Raw genomic sequence first — 21,325 nt, forward strand, 5'->3', positions numbered from 1 at the left:
TGAGGAAAAGATGGTAGCGACGACAGGTGTTACCAGGATCAAGCGGATTGCATTGATCGGCAACAGCCCTCCACGCCTGTGCGGAATTGCTACCTTTACACGTGACGTAGCCAAGGCTCTTCACGCATCTTTTCCCAAGGTCGAGCTCGACCTTTATGCCATGACTGACCCCGGTGGGTCTTATGCCTATGGCGAAGAGGTCACCTGCTCCATCCGCCAGGAGGAGCTTTCCGATTACCGTGCTGCGGCGCAACGCATTAATGACAGCCGCGCCGACGTCATTTTAGTTCAGCACGAATATGGAATTTTCGGTGGAGCGTCCGGCGCGCTGCTTTTGCGCCTGCTTGACCGCGTCGAGGCGCCGGTGGTGGTCACGTTGCATACCGTGTTGGAACAGCCCAATGCCGACCAACGCGCCGTCATCGAAGCACTGGCGCGACGCGCCTCCAAGCTGATCGTGATGGCGCAAAAGGGCCGCGAGATCCTGATGCGCGTCCATGGCATCGCCGCGCATCAGATTGCGGTGGTACCCCACGGCGTTCCCGACCGCCCGTTCGTCTCGCCCGCAAGTATGCAGTCGCGGTTCGGTTTTATCGGAAAGCGCGTGCTGCTCACGTTTGGCCTGCTGTCGCCCAATAAGGGCATCGAGACGATGATCCGGGCCATGCCGGCGATTGTCGCGGCGCATCCCGAGGCGCTTTATGTCGTTCTGGGAGCTACGCATCCCCACCTCGTCGCCCGCGAGGGCGAGGCGTATCGCGAGAGCCTGATGGCGCTCGCGGAAGACCTCGGCGTCGCGGAGTCGATCAGGTTCATCGACGGCTTCCTCGATCAGGAAGCGCTGCTGGATTATCTCCAGGCAGCCGATGTTTACGTCACGCCTTATCTGACCGAAGCACAGATCACGAGCGGGACATTGTCTTACTCGGTCGCGCTCGGAAAGCCGGTTGTATCGACGCCATATTGGCATGCGGCCGAGTTGCTTGCCGGAGGCACGGGAATCCTGGTTCCGTTCGGCGATAGCCGGCGTTTCTCGGAAGAGATCATCACGTTGTTGGATGATCCGGTGCGGCTCGCAGACATGGCAAACCGCGCTTACTCTGCTGGCCGGTCGATGCTGTGGAGCGCTCTGGCCGAGGCCTATATCGCCATTTGCGAGGAAGCGGTGGCCAAGCGGCCGGTGCGCATCCAGCGGCCGGCGCGTGCGCTGGCCCGTATCGCGATCCATCCGCGGCTCGAAGCGGTCGAGCGCATGACCGATGCGACCGGCATGATCCAACATTCCAATTATGCGGTCCCTGATCGCAACCACGGTTATTGCGTCGACGACAATTGCCGCGCGCTGATGCTCATGCATCGGATAGAGGGGCCGGATGAGGAGCGTGCCGATCGTTTGGCAACCGTTTATGGCGCTTTCGTTCAGCATGCCTGGAACGGCGAGCTCGGTCGCTTTCGCAATTTCATGGGCTTTGATCGCCAGTGGCTGGAGGCGGAAGGCTCCGAGGACAGTTTCGGCCGCTCGCTTTGGGCGATCGGTGCAACTGCCGCCGAGGCGCGCAATCCCAATATGCGGCGGTGGGCGCTCAACCTGTTCAACCAGGTCGCGCCTCATTCGTTAGAGCTCGGCAGCCCGCGTACGTGGGCGTTCGCTTTGTTGGGCGCCGATGCGGTGCTCCGCCAGCATCGCGACCATCCGATCGCGCGCCAGCTGGTACGCGAATATGGCCGCCGCCTGCTTGAGGAACTACGCCGGGAGCGGCGCGAGGGCTGGACCTGGTTCGAAGCCGTGCTTGCCTACGATAATGCACGTCTGCCCGAGGCATTGCTGCGTGCCGGCGATATTCTGGACGACGCGGAGATGGTCGAGGAAGGTTTGGCGGCGCTGGCGTGGCTGGACGATCACCAGACCAACAGCGATGGCCAGTTCCGCGCCGTCGGTTCCGACAGCTTCGGTCGTCCCTATGCGGATCCACTGCCGTTCGATCAGCAGCCCCTGGAGGCTTGGGCCACGGTCGACGCCATGATGTTCGCATATCAGCTGACTGGTCAGGCACGCTGGCTGGATGCGGCGTGGCGCGCCCACGGCTGGTATCTGGGTGAGAATGATCTCAATCTGCCGATTGCCACGGTTGCGGACGGTGGCTGCTTCGACGGTCTGATGAGCGATCGTGTCAATCTCAACCAGGGCGCTGAATCGATCCTCGCCTTTCAGTTCACCTGCGCAGCAATGTCGAAGGCGGCTACCACCGCCGATGCGCGACCGAGCGAAGTGCAAAACAACCTTCGCGCCTGAGCCGATGCGGCGAGCCGTTGTCGAATAGGGCTTTATTTGCCCGCTAGGTGTCGAGATAAGGCCATTATGCCGGGGGGTTCCGGCGACTTGCCGTCATGACAATCGCCGGGGTGCCGCTTGCTCGATGTAATTCACGCTCCGTTGCGCCTGTCGGCCGACCCTGCCCGTGTGGTGGTGCGTCCCTTCCATATTCCGATCGAAGCCGCATCCACTGCCGGACGGCCAGGGCGCGTCCGCCGTATCGTGGATTCGGTTTTAGCGCTCGACGAAGAAATGGCCGAGATCGAGCTGGAACTGGTGCTTCGCGATTTCGAAGCGCGTCACTGGCAGACACGTTCCGTGTTCATGGGACGCTACGTGCAGATCGAGCAGGCACTCGGCCTGAACTCTGCTGAGATATCCGAGATCAAACAGCAGCTGATCGGCGCTTATTTCTGTCACGAATATAGCTACGCTGCGGCCGCGCTGATGAACCCCAGCGTCGTCGCTCATCCGGACCAGAGCGGGCTGTCGAGCGGCGCCGTCCGCATCGCCATGTCGCTGCGAGCAGTGGGCGAGGGACATATCTCTTCGGTCTCGTTTCGCGAGGGCATTCTTGGCCCAGGCCCAACCGTCGAATTGATGCCCGAGCCGCCATTCGCCACCGCGGCCGACGGGGCGGGCGAGGTAGGTAATGGAGCGATCGAGGTCCATCGCCACGCCGACAGCTCGCTCTCGGGGACGGTGCTGTTCCCCATGACGGCGGCCCAGTCGAAGGGTCTGGAGGACATGCGGCTCGTGGAATTCATGCACGAGGACGGCAGCCAGGAGTGGATCGGCACCTATACCGCCTATAATGGCGCGGCGATCCGCTCGGAATTGTTGCGCACGCGTGACTTCCGGACGTTCACCCTGTCGCCGATGGGCGGACCTGCGGCGCGCAACAAAGGCATGGCGTTATTCCCGCGCAAGATCGGCGGCGAATATATGATGATCGGCAGACAGGATGGCGAGAATGTCTTCCTGCTTCGCTCCGACCGCCTCGATTTCTGGGGCGAGGGGCAATTGCTGCTGACGCCTAAATATACTTGGGAAATGGTCCAGCTCGGCAATTGCGGCTCGCCGATCGAGCTCGACGAAGGCTGGCTGCTGCTGACCCATGGCGTCGGCGCGATGCGCAAATATTCGGTCGGCGCCGTGCTGCTCGACAAGAACGACCCGTCCAAGTTGATCGGGCGCATGAGCCAGCCTTTGCTATCGCCGGCGGACGAGGATCGCGAAGGCTATGTCCCCAACGTGGTCTATAGCTGCGGCGGCATGCGCCACGGCGACCTCATCTTCCTGCCCTACGGGGTGGCAGACAGTTCGGTCGCGTTCGCCTTCGTGTCGATTGCGAGCCTCCTCGCGGCGATGCGCTGACCGGCTGTGCCGCCGGCGCACGCCGTCAGGCGTGCGTGAGGACCTGCACCGGCCGCTTGCTGCTGCTGCGGGTCAGGAGCTTGGATGCCAGCACGGCCACGCCGGCGACGCCATAGGCGATCATGCTGCCTTCGGGTGCGAGCACGAGGCCGACCAGAAAGGCCAGCCGCAGGACGATCGGGTTGAAACCGAACGTTTCGCCGAGCGCATGGCAAATGCCGAGGAGGTTATCATGCTGGGGGGCGGTCTGGGTGGTCATGTGTCGTTCCGTACCTTGGCGAAGAGCCTGCCTCCCCGCGTCACTGCGAGCATTGCAGACACCGTGCCAAGTCGGCTCAAGGGCATGAATAGCGTGTGAAGCGCTGCCGCTCGGCAGGAGGACGCCAATATGTGGCAAAATTTGCCAATTCGAGATTGCCCGATCTCGATCGACAGGTGACCGATTATGGACAGTCGCTTACGGCGCGGGGAGGGGAGTGACCTGCGTGTAGACCACGATCCAGCGTTCATCACGCCTGGCGAAGGTGTCCGAGTATCGGAAATGCTCCGCGAAAGGTTTGCCATTGTCGGTGCCGCGCACGCGTGCTTCGCCGCCAACGATCGCCGTATCGGCCGACGGGCGAATGAATAGCCGGTCGGTAATCTCGAATGGTTCGAGATGCGATTTGGGGTCGGTGAACCCTGCGATGAAATCGGCCTTGCCGCCGATCCGGCCGGAGCCGCGGACAAGCAGGAAATCAGGCGCGAGCATCCGTTCCAGCACGGCACGGTCGCCGTGGAGCTGGGCGTCGTCAAACGCTTGCGCTGCGGCGCGGATCTCAGCGTTTTCGGCGGGCGTCTGGCCCACGGCGGGCGCACCTAGCGTCAGGATGGACGCGGCGAATAGGACCATATTGCGCATATCAATGACCCTCACGCGGCGGCAGCGGCGTTAAAGGATCGTCGGTATCGGCCACGACCCGCAGCATCGCCGACCAGGCGTCGATCGCCTGATTGAGTTGAGCGCGGTCAATCTTGTCGAGTGTATCATCGGCAGTGTGGTGGATATCGAAATAGCGGGTTCCGTCCTGCTCCAGGTCGATCACGGGCGTGCCGCGCTGAACCATTGGGCCAATGTCCGTACCGCCATGCGCTGCGCCAGCGCCCGGCCCGACCCCGAAGCCACCCAAAACGTTGGTTAGTTCTGCCGTCAACGCCCCTTTCGGATCGGCAAGGCTTGCCCGGAAACTCCATACCCGATCGCCGCCGAAATCCGCCTCGGCGGTCAGCGCGTGTTTTTCGCGATCATGGGCCCTGGCATAGGCGTCACCGCCGAACCCGCCCGGTTCTTCCGCGCCGAACCATACCAGCCGGATCGTGCGTTTCGGCTTGGACCCGTCGAGAATGCGTTTGGCGGCCGCGGTGGTGATGGCAATGCCGGCGGCATCGTCGATGGCGCCGGTCCCAAGATCCCAGCTGTCGAGATGGCCGCCGATCAGCACGACGCCAGCACCCGCATCGCGCCCGGGTACTTCGGCGATGACGTTGCCTGACTGATGCGTGCCAGTCATGCGCGGGGTCAGCACGAGATGGATGGTCACCGGCTTGCCGCGAGACAGGATGCGCTCGAGCTGATCGGCATCGGGTACGGATAGCGCGGCTGCCGGGATCGGCTGCGCGCCATCGCTCCACGTTTGTACGCCCGTATGGGGCACGCGATGATGGTCGGTGCCAATCGAACGGATCAGGATCGCGAGCGCGCCCTTCTTTGATGCGACCGATGGCCCGCTGCGGCGGACAGCGCCGAAATAGCCATAAGAAGAGCCGTCCTGGGTTGCGGTCATGCGATGCCAAACGAAGACAATTTTCCCGCGCACCCGGGCGTCGGGCGCCGCCTTGAGCGCGTCGAGGCTGGGAAAGCCGACCACCTCGGCGGTGAGGCCTGCCTCGGGGGTGGCGCCGCTATTGCCAAGCGCCGCCAAGACGAGTTTCTGGGGGAAAGGCGCGATCACTTCCGCCGTTTCCGCGCCCCGCACCCATACCGGCATATCGAACGGTTCGATGCGAACATTGGCAAAACCGAGCGACCTGAGCCGCGACACTGCCCAAGCGCGCGCTCGCGCTTCGGCTTCCGTGCCGGCAAGGCGCTGGCCGACTTCGGTAGTCAGTCCCTCGACCAGTTCATAGCCAAGGTCGGCCGGCGGAGCGGCCAAGCTGGAAGAGGAGAGAAGGGCGGCAATGGGCAGGAGCAAGGATCGCATAGGTCCTGGCTACTTCAATGGCCCGTCGCTTGGCAACGCGAGCGACGCAGGGAGGGCGAACAGATCGGTCACCAACCAAAAAAAAGGGTGGCCGGCGGGGGAGCCGGCCACCCTCAGGGGAGGAGAAGTTTAGAACGAACCGCGCAGACCGATCAGAAACTGACGACCCGGCTTGTATTGCGTGAACGTCGCGTTCGGGAACTGGAAGTAGGTGCGCAGCTTGGAATTGGTCAGGTTGACCACGTCAAACGTAACTTGCGGCGCGTGCCGGACGCCGAAAATCTTTTCCAGATCGAAGATCGATGAGAAGTCGGTCTGGCGGTAATTGTTGGTGAACAACGCCGCCGACGGGATGCCGTTCTGATTGGGGCTCGAAACCTGCGATCCCTTCTGGAACGTGGTCGAGACCCGCAGGCTGATGCCGTCATGCTCATAATAGCCGCTGATATTGTAGGTATATTTGGCGACGCCGAGCGCCGTTGCAGGAGCGGCACCGCTGCCCTTCTGGTCGACGATCGTGGCGTTGGCGTTGAAGCCGAAGCCCTTTACGCCGAACCGCTCGGTGATGAAGTCGAGCGGCTGGACCCACTGGAATTCCATGCCGTTGACGTCGAGCGTGCCGCTGGCGTTGATCTGCTGCGACACCTGCACCGATGCGGCATTCTCGCCACCCCGGCTGATGATCGCCGCCTGCTGCGTCGGCGTGAGCGAGCCGAAGGTTATGCCGTAGGCGGAAAGGGCGCTGAACGGCACCGTCGAGATGCCGGGGGTGGTGAAGCCCTTCAGCTCCTTGCGGAAGGCGGCGACACTCACCAGCCCTTCGTGCCCGGTATAATATTCGACGCCAAGGTCGATATTCTTCGACGTGTAGGGGCTGAGCGCAGGGTTCCCGATCGAAGCGGTATCGGCCGACGGCGATGAGAAGTTCACGCCCGGCAGCTGCGCGTTCGGATCGGCGCGCGTCAGCGTTTTGGAAACCGCAAAGCGTGCGACCGCATGCTCACCGATATCGTAGGCGAAGTTGGCCGCCGGCAGCCACCTTGTGTAGCTGCTCTTGGTCGTCGCGGTATTCACGACGTTCGGATAAAGGCTGCCCTGCGCCGAGGCCGGAACCGGCGACGGGTTGCGCGGATCGGTCAGCGAAACCAGCCCCGAAATGGTTTGCTTCGTGTGAACGTAGCGCACGCCGACATTGAAGCGCAGATCGGCATCGGCGACGGTCTGGACGCCGTTTACCTCGACATAGGCCGTTGGGGACTGCTCCCGGATATAACCGCCCGCAGCGCCGGTATTGGCGGATCCGACCGCCGGGGCGGCGTCGTGGAACGCATCGTAATTGGATGCTTGCTTGAACTTGTTCCAGTCGACCGTGACGAACCCGTCGGGCCCCGGCCGCAGGAAATTGGCGAGCTGAGACGTTGGGATCAGCGAACCGGCATAGGTTACCGGCCCGGTCATGCCCGCCGTATAGCCGGTGCCGTATGCGGGGTAGGTCGGATAGCCGGCCGGTGCCGCGCCGGCGACGTTGAGGCCGTCGCAATTCGGTTGGGCGTTAGGCGAAGGAAGGAACACGCTGGGATTGTTCCCGCAGACCGCATTCTGCCAAGCCTGGCTGTTGTCGAACGCCTCGATACGACGCGAGATATCGTCGTAATTGCCGCCGATCTTGACGTTGAGCTTCTCGTCGCCCCACGTCAGGTCGCCGCGCACGCCCTTCGTCAAATATTTGCGGCGTTCGTCCTGGATGTTGACGCGCCCGCCGCCGGTCCAGCCGAAGCTCGCCGGATTGTTGAGGTCGACATTGCTGGTGATGGATGGGATTCCCCCATCGTTGGTGTAGGTTACGGTGTTGCCCGATGAGGGCGGCGTGATGACGACGACGCTGGGTGATTCGCGGTGGAAGGTACTGCGGGTATAATTGCCCTGAATGTTGAGCTTGAGATTATTCGTGATGTTCCACGACGCACCTGGGTTGGCGCTCCAGAACTTTGTCGTCTCGATATAGGGGCGATATTCCAGGAAGAATTGCGCATTGGCGAAGGTGCCGCCGGTGACGGTGCAACCGGCCGAGCAATCGGTCTTGTCGAATGTCTCGTTGATCGGGATGGTCGCGCCGTTGCGGCCGACCCAATTCATGTCGACGCGCCGGAGATCGTTCTTCCGCCAGCCGTACAGGCCGTCGATGTAGAAATGCAGGTCATCAGTCGGGCGCCATTCGGCACTGACCACGCCGTTGATACGATCACGGCTGCCATATTCGTCGGACGGCCGCCCGAGCCGCGGGATCAGCCCGTTGTCGATCTGCTGCAGCGTGGCGCCTGGGTTAAGCGCCAGAAGTGCAGCCTGGTTGAGCGTCGCACCCGGAACCAGGCCGTTACCGGCATTCGCCGGCACGGTGCCGGGAATGGTAAAATTGCCGCCACCGGTGCTGTTGCAACCAGTAGCGCACTGCGCGTCGGCGAAATCCTGCGCGGTCGGAGTCGGGTGGTTCCTGGCCAAGGCGAGCGACTGCGGCGTTGAAAGCGCGGGGTTGGTATAGCCAATCGTCTCGAAACCTGTGGTGCGCGAGCGGGTATGATTGGCGGCGACCCCGGCGAGGATGCCGAACGTGTCGCTGGTATGGCTTGCGATCAGCGAGCCACGTTCGCCCCAGCCGGAGGCCTGGCTCTGCTTGGTCCCCTGCAAATTGTAGGTGATGTGCGTGCCGGGATTGTCGAACGGCCGCGCGTTGCGGATATCGACGTTACCGGCGGCGCCTCCTTCCTCGAGATCGGGCGTGTAGCTCTTTGCGACCGTCAGCTTGGTGAACAGATCGGTTGGAAAGAAGCTCAGGTCCACGGAACGATCGGTGCCCTGCGCATCGGTGGCGCCGCTGGAGGCAACTGCGATCGGCGCCCCGTTGAGCGTCACCTGCGTGAAGTTGCTGCCCAGGCCGCGGATGGCGACGTTGGTGCCTTCGCCGGTGATGTCGCGGCTGATCGTGATACCGGGAATGCGATTGAAGGATTCCGCGATGTTGAGATCCGGGAACTTGCCGATGTCCTCCGCAAAGATGGAGTCGGTAAAGCCGGTCGCGTTGCGCTTGGCCGTCGTCGACTGCGCAAGGCTGCGCCGATAGCCGGTTACGACGACCTCTTCGACGTCCGCGCCGGTAGCGGACGGGTCGGCGGTGGAGGGTGCAGCGGCAGGCGCGCCAACCGAAGGCGACGTCTCGCTCGACGCCTGGCTTGGTGAGGCAGCCGCAGGCACCGGCGCGCCCGCCGGCTGGGCATCCGTCTGGGCCAGAACGGGCATCGAATAGCCGGCGAGAATGGTTGCGCCGAGCAGCGCAGCCCGCCGAGCGGAAGTGGCTCGCATCAGGAATCCTCTCACATTAGTCGCCTCCACGACGGAGACGAATCCGTTAAGTCGCTATGTTAGCGATCACATCGCCGCCTAATATGCGGCGGATGACAAGTGTCAACATCTGGTTTACCTAATGGTCTTACCAATTAGGTCCGTGCCGGGCCCATTACGGGATCATCGAATGGAAAAATTGTCCACGCGCCTCTCTCAAGGCGTGGCCCGCGATCTCGAAAGAGCGATCGAGATGGGCCGCTACACGCTGGGCGCGCGCCTGCCTTCGGAGCGCGAGCTGGCCGAACAATTTCGGGTAAGTCGCCCCGTCATACGCGAAGCGACCATGGCTCTGGAACTAGGCGGACTGGTACGACGCAAACCGGGCGCGGGCGTGTTCGTGAGCGGCCGGACAGGCGACCGACAGGGCAATTCGGCCAATGATGGTCTCGACGGACCGTTTGAAGTGACCGAGGCGCGTCGGCTGCTGGAGAGTGAGATTGCTGCGTTGGCTGCGGCGACGGCGACTGACGCGCAGATCGACGAAATGGAGGAGATTCTTTCCATAATCAGCGACATGAACGTCTCGCAGCTCGATCGCGAGCAAGCTGATCGATCATTTCACCTCGCGCTGGCGCGGGCAACGACCAACGATGTCCTGGTGGGAATGATCGAGGATCTATGGGACAAAAGATATCGGTCGCCGCTGTGCGTGTATTTCTTCAGTCGCGCTCGCGATGCGGGAATCCAGCCCCCCGTTGATGAGCATCGCCGCGTCCTGGAAGCGATCCGGGCGCGAAATCCGGACGCGGCGCGGCTGGCGATGCGCGATCATCTGAGCCGGGTTACGGAATGCCTGCTGCATGCGTCGGAGGCGGACGTAATGGATCGCGCCCGTCTACGGGTCGAGGAGCGGCGTTTCGATTTTGCGCGACGAGCCGGTCTAAAAGTTGGTTAAGTGGTAAGACCATGACCGGTGAGACGCGGTTAATCGGGGCTTTCCCCCACCACTCCACGCTATAGCTGCTGCCATAGACAATGGCTGGGAGCGCTATCAATAATGTAGATAATATCCGCGATCAGGCGGGTTGATCCCAGCAGCGGCGACCAGCGATAAGAGGCTGCACCTTAACAGCGGCATAATGTGCCTTTGTGAGTGTCGCGCGTTCATCGCTGCAATGGCAGAGCGCGTTCGATCGATTGCACTGCCGCCAGACCATACCCATGTTGGCAAGTGCGAGCGGGCCGTCTATCGGCTTGCCCTCAGTTTCTCACATCATCGACACGCGGAGACGCCATCTTATGGCCGTGCAGTATAGCTTCGTCATGAAGGGCCTGACGAAGACCTTCCCGGGCGCCAACAAGCCCGTGCTCAACAACATCAACTTGCAGTTCCTGCCCGGTACCAAGATCGCGATCATCGGCGTCAACGGCGCCGGTAAGTCGACGTTGATGAAGATCATGGCGGGCCTCGATACCGAATATTCGGGCGAAGCGTGGGCGGCCGAGGGCTATCGCGTCGGCTATCTGCCGCAGGAGCCACAGCTCGACCCGGACAAGAGCGTGCTCGAGAACGTCAAGGACGGCGTGCGCGCCGTGGCGGACATGGTCGATCGCTTCAATGCCATCTCGGCCGAGATGGGCGATCCCAAGGACGACACGGATTTCGATGCTCTGCTCGAGGAAATGGGCACGCTGCAGGAGAAGATCGACGCGGTCGATGGCTGGACGCTCGACAACCAGCTCGAGATCGCAATGGAGGCGCTACGCTGCCCTCCGGGAGATTCGCCGGTCACCAAGCTTTCGGGTGGGGAAAAGCGTCGCGTAGCGCTTACCAAGCTGCTGCTAGAAAAGCCCGAAGTGCTGCTGCTCGACGAGCCGACCAACCATCTCGATGCCGAAAGCGTCGCCTGGCTGGAACGTCACCTGATCGATTATGCCGGAAACGTCATCCTCGTTACCCACGATCGCTACTTCCTGGACAATGTGGTGGGCTGGGTACTGGAACTCGATCGCGGCCGCAGCCTCCCGTTCGAGGGCAATTATTCGGCGTGGCTGGAGGGCCGCAGTAAGCGGCTCGAACAGGAGGACCGCGAGGAGAAGGGGCGCCAGACCGCAATCCAGCAGGAACTGGCCTGGATCCGGCAGAGCCCGAAGGCGCGCCAGACCAAGTCCAAGGCCCGCATCCGCGCTTTCGACGAGCTCGTAGAGAAGCAGGCGGATCGCCGCCCTGACAGCGCGCAGATACTGATCCAGATTCCCGAACGGCTCGGCCACAAGGTGATCGAGGCGAAGGGATTGACCAAATCCTATGGCGACAAGACATTGTTCGACGATCTGTCATTTACCTTGCCACCGGGTGGCATCGTTGGCGTGATCGGCCCTAACGGCGCCGGCAAGACCACCTTGTTCCGCTTGATCACAGGGCAGGAGATACCGGACACAGGTGAAATCGACGTCGGCCCGACCGTGAAGCTCGGCTATGTCGATCAATCCCGCGACCATCTCGACGCCAACAAGAACGTCTGGGAGGAAATTTCGGACGGGCACGACCGCTTCACCTTCGGCAAGCATGACGTGCCGACCCGTGCTTATGTCGGCGCCTTCAACTTCAAGGGCCCCGACCAGCAGAAGCGGGTCGGCCAGCTGTCCGGCGGTGAACGCAATCGCGTTCACCTCGCTAAGATGCTCAAGGAGGGTGGCAACGTCCTTCTGCTCGACGAGCCCACCAACGATCTCGACGTCGAGACCCTACGCGCGCTCGAGGAAGCGTTGGAGAGCTTCGCCGGCTGCGCCGTGGTGATCAGCCACGATCGCTTCTTCCTCGATCGTCTTGCAACGCACATCCTGGCGTTCGAAGGCGACGGCCATGTCGAATGGTTCGAAGGCAATTTCGAAAGCTATGAGGAAGACAAGCGCCGGCGCTTCGGCGATGCGGCAGACCGTCCCGGCGCCGGAGCCTATAAGAAGCTGACGCGCTGATCCGCTAAAGGCTCGGCCGCGCTTTGCGCAGCCGAGCTGGAGTCAGGCTACTGCATTCTGCTTGATGACATTGGCATACCAATAGGCCGAGTCGCGCGGGCTGCGCTTCTGGCCGTGCTCGAAATCGACGTGGACGATGCCGAAGCGCTGCGAATAGCCGGCCGCCCATTCGAAATTGTCGAGTAGGCTCCACAGGTGATAGGCTCGTACCGGCACGCCGTCGTCGATCGCGCGGCGCAGCTCCTTCAGGTGTGCACGTAAATAGGCAATGCGCCTGACGTCATGGATGCGCCCGTCAGGTCCTGGGGGCGTATTATCGGCGATGCCATTCTCGGTAATCTCGATCGGGATGGACCCGGTCAATTGCTGCATGCGCTTGAGGATCTGGTGGATTCCGGGCGGGTCGATGTCCCAGCCGAAGTCGGATTTTCCGATCGAGCGCGGGGACCATGCCCATTCGGCGCGCGTGTTGAGATTGGGGATGCCGTTGCCCTTGGGCTCGTCCCAGACCCGCCAACCGCTATAATAATTGATGCCCACAAAATCGAGCGGCACCTTGAGCCGCGCTTCGTCGCCGGCCCGCCAGCCTAGCAGTTCTGCCTGGCGGTCGGCGGGCAGCAATTCCGGATAGGTGCCGGTAAGTGTTGCCTGCAAATACCATAGATTAATCAGTTTATCCCAGCGGACGGCTGCGGCCTTGTCGGCCTCGCTGTCGGTCGCTGGGAAGCAATTGGCGCAATCGTAAGCGCTGCCGACCTGTACCTTGGAATTTACCGCCTTCAGCGCGTGGAAAGCATTGGCATTGGCGATATTGGCGACATGGGTTGCCTTGAGAAAGGCCAGAGGCTCCTTGCGTCCTGGCGCCATGCCTCCGTCCCAATAGCCTGCCTGGGTGAAGGTCTTGACCTCGTTGAGCACGCTCCACGCGGTCACCCGGTCCGCCAGCGCCTCGGCCATGATGAGGGCGTAATCAGTCATGCGATCGGCGGTGTCCCGGTTCGGCCAGCCGCCTGCATCCTCCAGCGCCTGCGGCAGATCCCAATGATAGAGGGTGGGGAAGGGGCGAATGCCCGCCTCAAGCAAGCCGTCGACCAGCCGCTTATAATAATCCAAGCCCTGGACATTGGCCGGCCCTCTCCCGGTCGGCTGAATGCGCGACCAGGCAATGGAGAAGCGATAGCTGTCGACGCCGAGCTGCGTCATCAGCGCGATATCTTCGCGCCAGCGATGGAAACTGTCATCGGCGACATCGCCGGTGTCGCCGTTCTTGGTCTTGCCTGGCGTATGCGAGAAGGTGTCCCAGATGGATGGGCCGCGGCCGCCGTCGCGGGCGCCGCCTTCAACCTGATAGGCAGCCGTCGCGACGCCCCACAGAAAGCCTTTGGGGAAGGTCACAGGCGCCGTGCCGACGGCTGCCTGGACGATGCCGCTATGCCCGGCCATCGCTAGCCCGCTTCCCAGAGCCAGGCCGGATTTAAGAAGGTCCCGCCGTTTCATGTGCCTCTCCATGTCTATTTTTGTCATCGATGTCAGAATGGATAGGGCCAATTTCTCTTGAGATAAACACGGGATCGTTATGCGTGGCCAACCAGCTCTCCGCAGCTCACTCCACCTGACGCAGAGGTAAGGCTTCAATATCCGGTTCCATTCACACGCTACGATTGGTAACCGGTGTCAGATCGGCTTTTTGCTACGGCTCGCTCTCGCGCTCGCTGATCCACGGTCGAGCTAGAATCGCCACGGCCGATCTCCTTTTAAGCACGGACTGTCTCAGGAAGAGCGAGCGCCACGGTCTCTTTTGCCCTTGCTGTGGTGTGTCCGCACGGCGAGGGCAGACGCAACACGCATTATTGACACCGGTAGACAGAGACTTCTACTCTCGAGCTAAGCCCACAGTATCAAGGGCATATACGGGAGAGAAGTGATGCCGACGGGGGTTTGGTTGCGTTCTGGCGCATCGATTGCGGCGCTTGCTTTCGCCAGTCTGATGGCGGCCCCGGTTTGGGCCGGCACACAGGATAATAGCGGGGGTCAACCCGCCGCCTCCTCGAGGAACAGGGCTGTCGATCAGGTTGCGCCGCTCGTGGGACAGACGCCTCAGGGCGCTTCTCCGGCCGAACAGGCAGAGCAGCCAGCCGGTACACCGCCCGGTCAGAGCACGTCGGAAACTGCCCCGGCCGCGCCAGAGGAAGTGGTCATCACCGGCTTCCGCAACAGCCTTGCCCGCGCCGTCGATCTCAAGCGCAAGTCCAACCAGGTGATCGACGCAATCACGGCCGAAGACATTGCCGATTTCCCAGACGCCAACCTCGCCGAGTCGATCCAGCGCCTGCCGGGCATCTCGATTGACCGCGACAACGGCGAGGGCCGCACGATCACCGTGCGTGGCCTCGGCGGTGATTTTCAGCAGGTGCGCCTCAATGGCGCCGATGCGCTCAGCATCACCGGTGGCGGCACCGATGCCTCGGGCGCAAACCGGTCGCGCGGCTTCGATTTCAACACCTTCGCCTCTGAACTGTTCGGCGGCGTGACGGTTACCAAAACCACGTCGGCGGCCAATGACGAAGGGTCGCTCGGCGCGATCATCGATCTCACCACCGGCCGTCCGCTGACCTATAAAAAGGATCGCTACGCCCTCGGGCTTGAGGGCGAATTCCGCGAGAATGGCCGTACGGTCAATCCGCGCCTGACTGGGCTGGTGTCGAAGCACATCACCGACAATCTGGCCGTCCTGGGCTCCGTGGCCTATCAGGATCAGCGCCAGCAGATCGATTTCTACCAGCGCAGCATCGGCGCGTTCGATTATGTCTATCGCTCGTCACAGCTGATGGGCGTCACCCCGAACACATTCGGTTTCGCGCGTCCTTCAACGGCGGGGACGGGGGCTACGTTCGGCTCGGATCCCGCCGCCTACGCCCTGCTGACCCCTAACGCGCTGATCCCGGCGCTACCGTCGATCAATCGCCAGGATCTGCATTATCGCCGGCTCGGCGCCACCGGGACCGTGCAGTGGAAGCCGACCTCGCGCACGGAAATCACACTCGACGGCGTCTATTCGAAATATGATCAGCACAGCACGACCGCCGGCATCACCACGATCGGGCTCAACCGCAACGGGACCAACGCCAATTATGCGCGTAACGCGTTGGGCGCCGCCAATACTGCCACCGGGCTGACCAACCGCATCGCGCTCTATCCCAATTGTGCGCCGAGCACGACAGTGGATTGTGGCCAATCCTTGAACGGTGGCGGGCTCGTCGCCGGCACGCGGGCCAGCTACAATCCCAACAATCTCAACCCGTTCGATTATTATAATTCGACCTCGTCGCCGGGCTACGTCGCCACCGGCGATCAGACCGGTTTTTATACTCAGCTGATCGGGCGCCCCAACACCAAGGTACGCGCCGCCAACGTCAACGGCGCCGGCATCGCCGATTATCTGGTGCTAGACGATGTCGATTGGCGCAGCTCGACCCAGCGCGTCGATGGTACGACCAAATTCTACCAGGGCACGCTCAACCTGCGTCAGGACCTCGGCGACCGGCTGCATTTCGAAGGCACAGCCGGCTATTCACGCTCCGAATATAAAGGCCAGTCGCTGCTCGCCGAGTTCAACGCGATCGACCAGGACAATTACACGTTCGATGAACGCGCCGGTGGAAAGATGCCTGTGTTCAGCCCCGGCTTCGATGTCGCCAGCCCGCAGAGCTGGACGCTGGTCAAAGGCCTCTCGACCATCCGCTATCTGACGGACGATATCGTCAATTCCTTCCGCGTCGCTCGCGGCAATCTCAGCTGGGAAGCGAATGACGAATTCACCGTCTCGACCGGCCTGACCTATAAGCGCTTTGCCTATTCCAGCACTCAGGCGCGCCGCAACAGCGACATCGAAGCGATCAACCCCACGCTGGCCGAGTCGAAGCTGCTGATCACCGATCTCGGCCGCACTATGGGGTTCGGCAAGGGCCTCAACGTACCCGATGGTACCCCGACCAGCTTTTACGCCCCGGACATCGGCAAGTTCATCAATCAGTTTGGCATCAACTGCAATTGCATCAACAAATGGGCCGATTTCCGCGCGCTGGTCGACGCGCGCCAGGCCAATAAGGTCACCGAGAACGACTTGTCGGGATTCCTCCAGTTCGACTGGAACGGAACGTTGCTCGGCCGGCCCTTCCGCGGAAATGCCGGCACGCGCATCGCGAATACCGTCGTGCGCGGCTCCGGCTCGGTCGGCGGCGCGGCCAATGGTGTCATTGGCACGGTCGTATCCGCCCGCAACGAATATACCGACTTCCTGCCCGCTCTGAACGTGACCTGGGAGGTGGTGCCTGATACGCTCGTGCGCTTCGCAACTGCCAAGGTTATCGCGCGGCCGCAGCTGGCCGCGCTGACGCCCGGCACCACGTCATTCCCCACCGGTCTCAATGCGACGACCGCGCCGCAGATCACGGTCGGTAATCCCTATCTCAGCCCGTATCGCGCGACCAATTTCGATCTCGCCTTCGAACATTATTTCGGGCGGGGCGGGCTAATTTCGGTGGGCCTGTTCGCCAAGAAGCTCGCCAGCTTCCCGCAGCAGATCGCGGGCGAATATCCGCTGCAGGCGATCTATGACGCCGCCACGCTGGAATCGATTTACGCGTCGATCACCAGCACGACCTTGCTCGCTTACACGCGGGGAGGGGGCGTCTATGCGGTGCGGCAATATAACGACGCGCCCGGCGGCACGATCAAGGGCGTCGAGCTCAATGTGCAGTCGAACTTCACGTTTCTGCCCGCACCGTTCGATAATTTCGGCGTGACCGCCAACTACACCCATATCTCGTCGAAGCTGAATTATCTCACCAATGCCCAGCTAGCGACGACGCGGACCCAGACGGGCACCGCCTCCAACACCTTCGCGACGGGGCCATTCCTCAACACCTCGCCCAATTCGTTCAACGCCACCCTCTATTATGAAGACAAGCGCTTCTCGGCACGCGTGTCGGGTGCCTACCGCACCCGCTATGTGACGCGCTTCCCGCTGGCATCGGGCACGTGCAGCGTCGGACTTACCACCAATAACGGCGCCGTTTGTAACTCGCCGGTGGTCTCCGATTTCGGCTATCGCGAGAAGCAGCTTAATATCGACGCGGCCATGTCGTACAGCATCACCGACTTCGCCAAGCTGACGCTCGAGGGCCGCAATCTCACCAATGCACCGACCTATTCGACCGAATATGCTGCCGATCCGGTCTCGCAGGGATATCAGAGCACCGGTCGGGTGATCACAGCCGGCATCCGGCTGGTCTTCTGATTGACCGGCGCGGCGTGATTTTGCCGAACGAGCCTACACGCCGCGCCCTCCTGCAATTCGGGGGAGCAAGCGCGGCCGCCATGATGTTGCGGGGGGCGGCGGCAGCGCCGGACCCTTGGGACCATGCCGCAGCCGTGCTGCGCGGGCTACGCACGCCGCGCTTTCCGGCCCGCTCATTCGATATCCGGAAGTTTGGGGCCGTCGGCGATGGCGCAACCCTCAACAGCGCCGCGATCGCGCGCGCGGTCGCGGCGTGCGTGGCGGCCGGGGGCGGGCGTGTACTTGTCCCGCCTGGCCGGTTCTTGACCGGTGCGGTGCACCTCGCGTCGGATGTCGAGCTCCACCTCGATCGCGCGGCAACCTTGCTCTTCTCCACCAACCCCGCCGATTATCCGCTCGTCTTCACCCGGTGGGAGGGGATCGAACTCATCAACTATTCGCCGTTGGTCTATGCCTACAAGGCGCGCAACGTTGCTGTGACCGGACAGGGGACGCTTGACGGCCAGGCCAGCGCCAGTGCTTGGTGGTCGTGGAAGGGGCCGTGGCGCGGCACCGTGGACCATGGCTGGCGCGAAGGCATGCCCGATCAGCGGCCGGCGCGGGCGCGTCTGTTCGATCTGGCTGAGCGTAACGTGCCGCCGGAGAAGCGCGTCTTCGGGGACGGCGCCTATCTGCGTCCGGCATTCGTTCAGCCTTATCTCTGCGAGAATGTATTGATCGAAGGCGTCAGGCTGCGTGGTGCGCCGTTCTGGCAACTTCATCCGGTGCTGTGCCGCAACGTCATCGTCCGCAACGTCGACATCATGGGCCATGGGCCCAACAATGACGGCTGCGATCCAGAATCCGTGGGCGGCATGGTGATCGAGAACTGCACGTTCGACACCGGCGATGACTGCATTGCGATCAACTCCGGCCGCAATGCCGACGGCCGACGCGTGGCGCGCCCATCCGAAGACATCGTCATCCGCAACTGCAGGATGAGGGAAGGGCATGGCGGCATCACCGTCGGATCCCAGATCTCCGGTGGAGTGCGTCGCATCTTCGCCGAACATTGTATCCTCGACAGCCCGAATCTCGATTATGCCATACGCTTCAAGAACAACGCCTTGCGCGGCGGGCTGCTGGAACATTTCTACTATCGCGACATCAGCGTCGGTCATGTCGCCAAGGCCGCGATCGCTTGCGACTTCAATTATGAGGAAGGCGCCAACGGCCGGTTCGTGCCGCGGTTAAGAGACATCGTCGTTGAACGGCTTCACGCGCGCCACGCCAACCGTGTGCTCGACAGCCAGGGGCTGCCGGGTGCGCCCGTGACCGGAATAACGCTGCGCGACTGCCGTTTCGATGGCGTTCGCGCGCCCAGCATCGTTCGGAATACCGAAGGCCTGGTGCTGGATAATGTCAGCGTCAACGGCGCCACAGTTCGCACGCTCGTCTGATTGGAAGATATGCAATGCTACTGTTAGCCGCGATCGCCGCGTCCGCAACTTCGCCCCAGCAGCTCGCCTTTCCCGGGGCGGAAGGGGCCGGGCGGTTCGCGGCGGGCGGACGGGGCGGGGCGGTCGTGACGGTGACCAACCTTGCCGACAATGGCCCAGGCTCGCTGCGCGCGGCGGTGGAGCAGCCTGGCCCCCGCACGATCGTCTTCGCCGTGTCCGGAACGATCCAGCTTGCCAAGCCGCTGCGCATTCGCGAAGGCCGCGTCACCATCGCGGGACAATCGGCGCCGGGCGGGGGGATCACGCTGCGCGATCATCCGCTCGAGATCGACGCCGACGACGTCGTCATCCGCTACATCCGCTCGCGGCTCGGGGACGAGTCCAAGACGGAGTCCGACGCGATCTGGATCATGGGCGGCCGCCGCATCATCCTCGATCATGTGTCGGCAAGCTGGTCCGTCGACGAGACGCTCTCCGCATCAGCCAATTATACGAGGCCGGATCAGGGCTTCTACGATCTCACCGTCCAATGGTCGTTGATCGCGGAATCGCTGACCCATTCGCTCCACGCCAAGGGCGAACATGGCTATGGCAGCCTTATCCGCGGAGGGCGCGGGGCGCGGGTCAGCTTCCACCACAATCTGTGGGCAAATCACGAGGCGCGCATGCCGCGGCCGGGCAATTACAGCGGCCCCGATGTGGATCCGGTCGGCGCCTTCTTCGATTTCCGCTCGAACGTCTTCTACAATTGGGGCGGGGATCGCTCCGGCTACAATGCCGACACCGCGACTTTGTCGCGATACAATTTCGTCGACAATAGCTACATATCCGGTCCCCAGTCGAAGAAGGCGATCGCGTTCAACGAGTCCGACACGCTCGCCAAAGCCTATTTCGCCGGCAACAGCATGAACGGCGTCATCCCGGCCGATCCCTACAGCCTCGTCACTGGCATCCAGCCCGAAGGCTACAAATTGCCTGCACCGGTCGATGTCGCCCCTGTCCAGCCCGATCCTGCCGCGTCGGCTTATCGCCGGGTGCTCGCCAGCGCGGGAGCGTCCAAGGCGCGCGACACGGTCGACGCTCGCATCGTCGCTGGCGTGCGCGATCGCACCGGTCGACAGATCGATAGCCAGCGCGAGGTCGGGGGCTGGCCGGTGCTCGCGACGGCTCCGGCGCCGCGCGACGGCGACAGCGACGGCATGCCCGATGCCTGGGAACGCGCCAATCGCCTCGATCCCGCCCTGAACGACGGTGCGCTCGATCGCGATGGCGACGGCTACACCAACCTCGAAGATTATCTCAACAGCCTTGTCGCTAACGATTGACCGGCGCGCCCTGCTCGGCGGTGGGTTGGCAGGTCTTGCCGCGACGGTCGCTGACGCGCGCTCCTTGCGTTACGATGCCGTGGTTGCTCGACCGCGCGCCGCTGGGCCGCCCGGACCGCGCCACGCCGGTCTCGCGGCCGCGCTCGCTGTGGCTGCTAAGCCGCGCCAGGGTCCGTTCCGGATCTGGCTGGGGGCGGGCGTTTGGCGGGAGAAATTGGTTGTCGCGGCGCCTGATGTCTGGATCACGGGCGAAGACCGTAGCGGCACGCGCATCCGCTTCGACGCCGCGTCTGGCCTGGCGGGGCCGGACGGCTACCCGTGGGGCACCGGCGGCAGCGGGACGATCATCGTCAAGGCGCCCGGTTTCCACGCGGCCAACCTGACGATCGAGAATAGCTTCGATCCGGCGGCACTGGGCGCAGAGGCACCGCATGATCGACAGGCCGTCGCGCTGATGCTCGCGGCCGGCAGCGATCGCACGCTGCTTGCCCGGGTCGACATTCTCGGGCGGCAGGACACGCTCTACGTCAATGCCGGGCGCTCTATCTTCCGGCAGTGCCTCGTCGCGGGAACCGTCGACTTCGTCTTCGGTGCGGGCCAAGCCCATTTGAGCCATTGCGAGGTTCGGTCGCGCGGACCCGGCTATATTGCCGCGCCAAGCACGAACCGGAGCAGCCCGGTCGGACTGGTCTTCGACCATTGCCACCTTACCCACGAGCCCGGCGTCGCTGCCGGATCGGTCTATCTCGCCCGTCCATGGCGCCCGACGCGCCAGTTCGCCGACGGGCTCTACGGCGATCCGGACGCTGTCGGCATGGTGAACTACCTGCACTGCCGGATGGAGGCGCACATCGCGCCTGCCGCCTGGACATCCATGACCTACCGCGATCGCGCCGGTGAGCGGGTCGCGCTCGAGCCGGGGGTGGTACGCTTTGCCGAGCGGGGCAGCACCGGGCCGGGCGCGCGGCGCCAACGCGCGCAGGATTCTTGGCCGGGTTGATCCTGCGGCACTG

General features: G+C 62.9%; 13 protein-coding genes. 8 read left to right on the top strand and 5 right to left on the bottom strand.

From position 1 onward, the window contains the following. Window positions 1–10 precede the first annotated feature (10 nt). Together DX905_RS00970 and DX905_RS00975 are read left to right on the top strand one after the other, a co-directional pair. On the top strand, window positions 11–2,293 hold the full coding sequence (locus DX905_RS00970) for a glycosyltransferase family 4 protein (RefSeq protein WP_116089665.1): 2,283 nt from the start codon (window positions 11–13) through the stop codon (window positions 2,291–2,293). Window positions 2,294–2,410: 117 nt separating this feature from the next. Next, the gene (locus DX905_RS00975) at window positions 2,411–3,691 is read left to right on the top strand and encodes a glycoside hydrolase family 130 protein (protein ID WP_116089666.1); all 1,281 of its coding nucleotides are present in this window, start codon (window positions 2,411–2,413) and stop codon (window positions 3,689–3,691) included. Between the two features lie 25 nt (window positions 3,692–3,716). On the opposite strand, the gene DX905_RS00980 is transcribed toward DX905_RS00975, so the two are convergent. The 4 genes from DX905_RS00980 to DX905_RS00995 all read right to left on the bottom strand — a co-directional run bounded on the left by DX905_RS00980 (window position 3,717) and on the right by DX905_RS00995 (window position 9,288). Then, entirely contained in the window at window positions 3,717–3,950 is a 234-nt protein-coding gene (locus tag DX905_RS00980; protein ID WP_116089667.1) for a PspC domain-containing protein, read from the bottom strand. A 198-nt stretch (window positions 3,951–4,148) separates the two neighbouring features. After that, window positions 4,149–4,592, bottom strand: coding sequence for a nuclear transport factor 2 family protein (locus DX905_RS00985; protein WP_116089668.1), 444 nt, complete (start codon window positions 4,590–4,592; stop codon window positions 4,149–4,151). A 1-nt stretch (window position 4,593) separates the two neighbouring features. Continuing rightward, on the bottom strand, window positions 4,594–5,931 hold the full coding sequence (locus tag DX905_RS00990; protein ID WP_116089669.1) for a M28 family peptidase: 1,338 nt from the start codon (window positions 5,929–5,931) through the stop codon (window positions 4,594–4,596). Window positions 5,932–6,060: 129 nt separating this feature from the next. Then, on the bottom strand, window positions 6,061–9,288 hold the full coding sequence (locus DX905_RS00995) for a TonB-dependent receptor (RefSeq protein WP_116089670.1): 3,228 nt from the start codon (window positions 9,286–9,288) through the stop codon (window positions 6,061–6,063). A gap of 169 nt (window positions 9,289–9,457) precedes the next feature. Here DX905_RS00995 and DX905_RS01000 point away from each other — a divergent pair, with 169 nt between their 5' ends. After that, complete coding sequence (locus DX905_RS01000; RefSeq protein ID WP_116089671.1) at window positions 9,458–10,225, top strand: FadR/GntR family transcriptional regulator; 768 nt, start codon at window positions 9,458–9,460, stop codon at window positions 10,223–10,225. Between the two features lie 344 nt (window positions 10,226–10,569). Continuing rightward, window positions 10,570–12,249 (top strand): energy-dependent translational throttle protein EttA, encoded by a 1,680-nt coding sequence (gene ettA / locus DX905_RS01005; protein ID WP_116089672.1) that lies wholly within the window; start codon window positions 10,570–10,572, stop codon window positions 12,247–12,249. 42 nt (window positions 12,250–12,291) lie between these two features. On the opposite strand, the gene DX905_RS01010 is transcribed toward ettA, so the two are convergent. After that, window positions 12,292–13,746, bottom strand: coding sequence for a GH1 family beta-glucosidase (locus tag DX905_RS01010; protein ID WP_116089673.1), 1,455 nt, complete (start codon window positions 13,744–13,746; stop codon window positions 12,292–12,294). Between the two features lie 586 nt (window positions 13,747–14,332). On the opposite strand from DX905_RS01010, the gene DX905_RS01015 reads away from it, so the two are divergent. From DX905_RS01015 to DX905_RS01030, 4 genes are all read left to right on the top strand, one after another. Further along, a complete protein-coding gene (locus DX905_RS01015) occupies window positions 14,333–17,548 on the top strand; it encodes a TonB-dependent receptor domain-containing protein (RefSeq protein ID WP_240320670.1) in 3,216 nt (1,071 codons plus the stop codon). Window positions 17,549–17,628: 80 nt separating this feature from the next. After that, entirely contained in the window at window positions 17,629–18,987 is a 1,359-nt protein-coding gene (locus DX905_RS01020; RefSeq protein WP_116089675.1) for a glycoside hydrolase family 28 protein, read from the top strand. A 14-nt stretch (window positions 18,988–19,001) separates the two neighbouring features. Then, entirely contained in the window at window positions 19,002–20,312 is a 1,311-nt protein-coding gene (locus DX905_RS01025; RefSeq protein WP_116089676.1) for a pectate lyase family protein, read from the top strand. A gap of 25 nt (window positions 20,313–20,337) precedes the next feature. Next, on the top strand, window positions 20,338–21,312 hold the full coding sequence (locus DX905_RS01030) for a pectinesterase family protein (protein ID WP_205412170.1): 975 nt from the start codon (window positions 20,338–20,340) through the stop codon (window positions 21,310–21,312). Window positions 21,313–21,325 lie beyond the last annotated feature (13 nt).

The sequence above is a fragment of the Sphingomonas crusticola genome (assembly GCF_003391115.1).
Taxonomy (GTDB): Bacteria; Pseudomonadota; Alphaproteobacteria; order Sphingomonadales; family Sphingomonadaceae; genus Sphingomonas_I; species Sphingomonas_I crusticola.

Excerpts from the sequence above, each read along its gene's own strand:
- DX905_RS01010 (WP_116089673.1), bottom strand. The coding sequence starts at position 13,746 with ATGAAACGGCGGGACCTTCTTAAATCCGGCCTGGCTCTGGGAAGCGGG.
- DX905_RS00995 (WP_116089670.1), bottom strand. The coding sequence starts at position 9,288 with ATGCGAGCCACTTCCGCTCGGCGGGCTGCGCTGCTCGGCGCAACCATT.
- DX905_RS01000 (WP_116089671.1), top strand. The coding sequence starts at position 9,458 with ATGGAAAAATTGTCCACGCGCCTCTCTCAAGGCGTGGCCCGCGATCTC.
- DX905_RS00980 (WP_116089667.1), bottom strand. The coding sequence starts at position 3,950 with ATGACCACCCAGACCGCCCCCCAGCATGATAACCTCCTCGGCATTTGC.
- ettA (WP_116089672.1), top strand. The coding sequence starts at position 10,570 with ATGGCCGTGCAGTATAGCTTCGTCATGAAGGGCCTGACGAAGACCTTC.
- DX905_RS00990 (WP_116089669.1), bottom strand. The coding sequence starts at position 5,931 with ATGCGATCCTTGCTCCTGCCCATTGCCGCCCTTCTCTCCTCTTCCAGC.
- DX905_RS01025 (WP_116089676.1), top strand. The coding sequence starts at position 19,002 with ATGCTACTGTTAGCCGCGATCGCCGCGTCCGCAACTTCGCCCCAGCAG.
- DX905_RS01020 (WP_116089675.1), top strand. The coding sequence starts at position 17,629 with ATGATGTTGCGGGGGGCGGCGGCAGCGCCGGACCCTTGGGACCATGCC.
- DX905_RS00970 (WP_116089665.1), top strand. The coding sequence starts at position 11 with ATGGTAGCGACGACAGGTGTTACCAGGATCAAGCGGATTGCATTGATC.
- DX905_RS00985 (WP_116089668.1), bottom strand. The coding sequence starts at position 4,592 with ATGCGCAATATGGTCCTATTCGCCGCGTCCATCCTGACGCTAGGTGCG.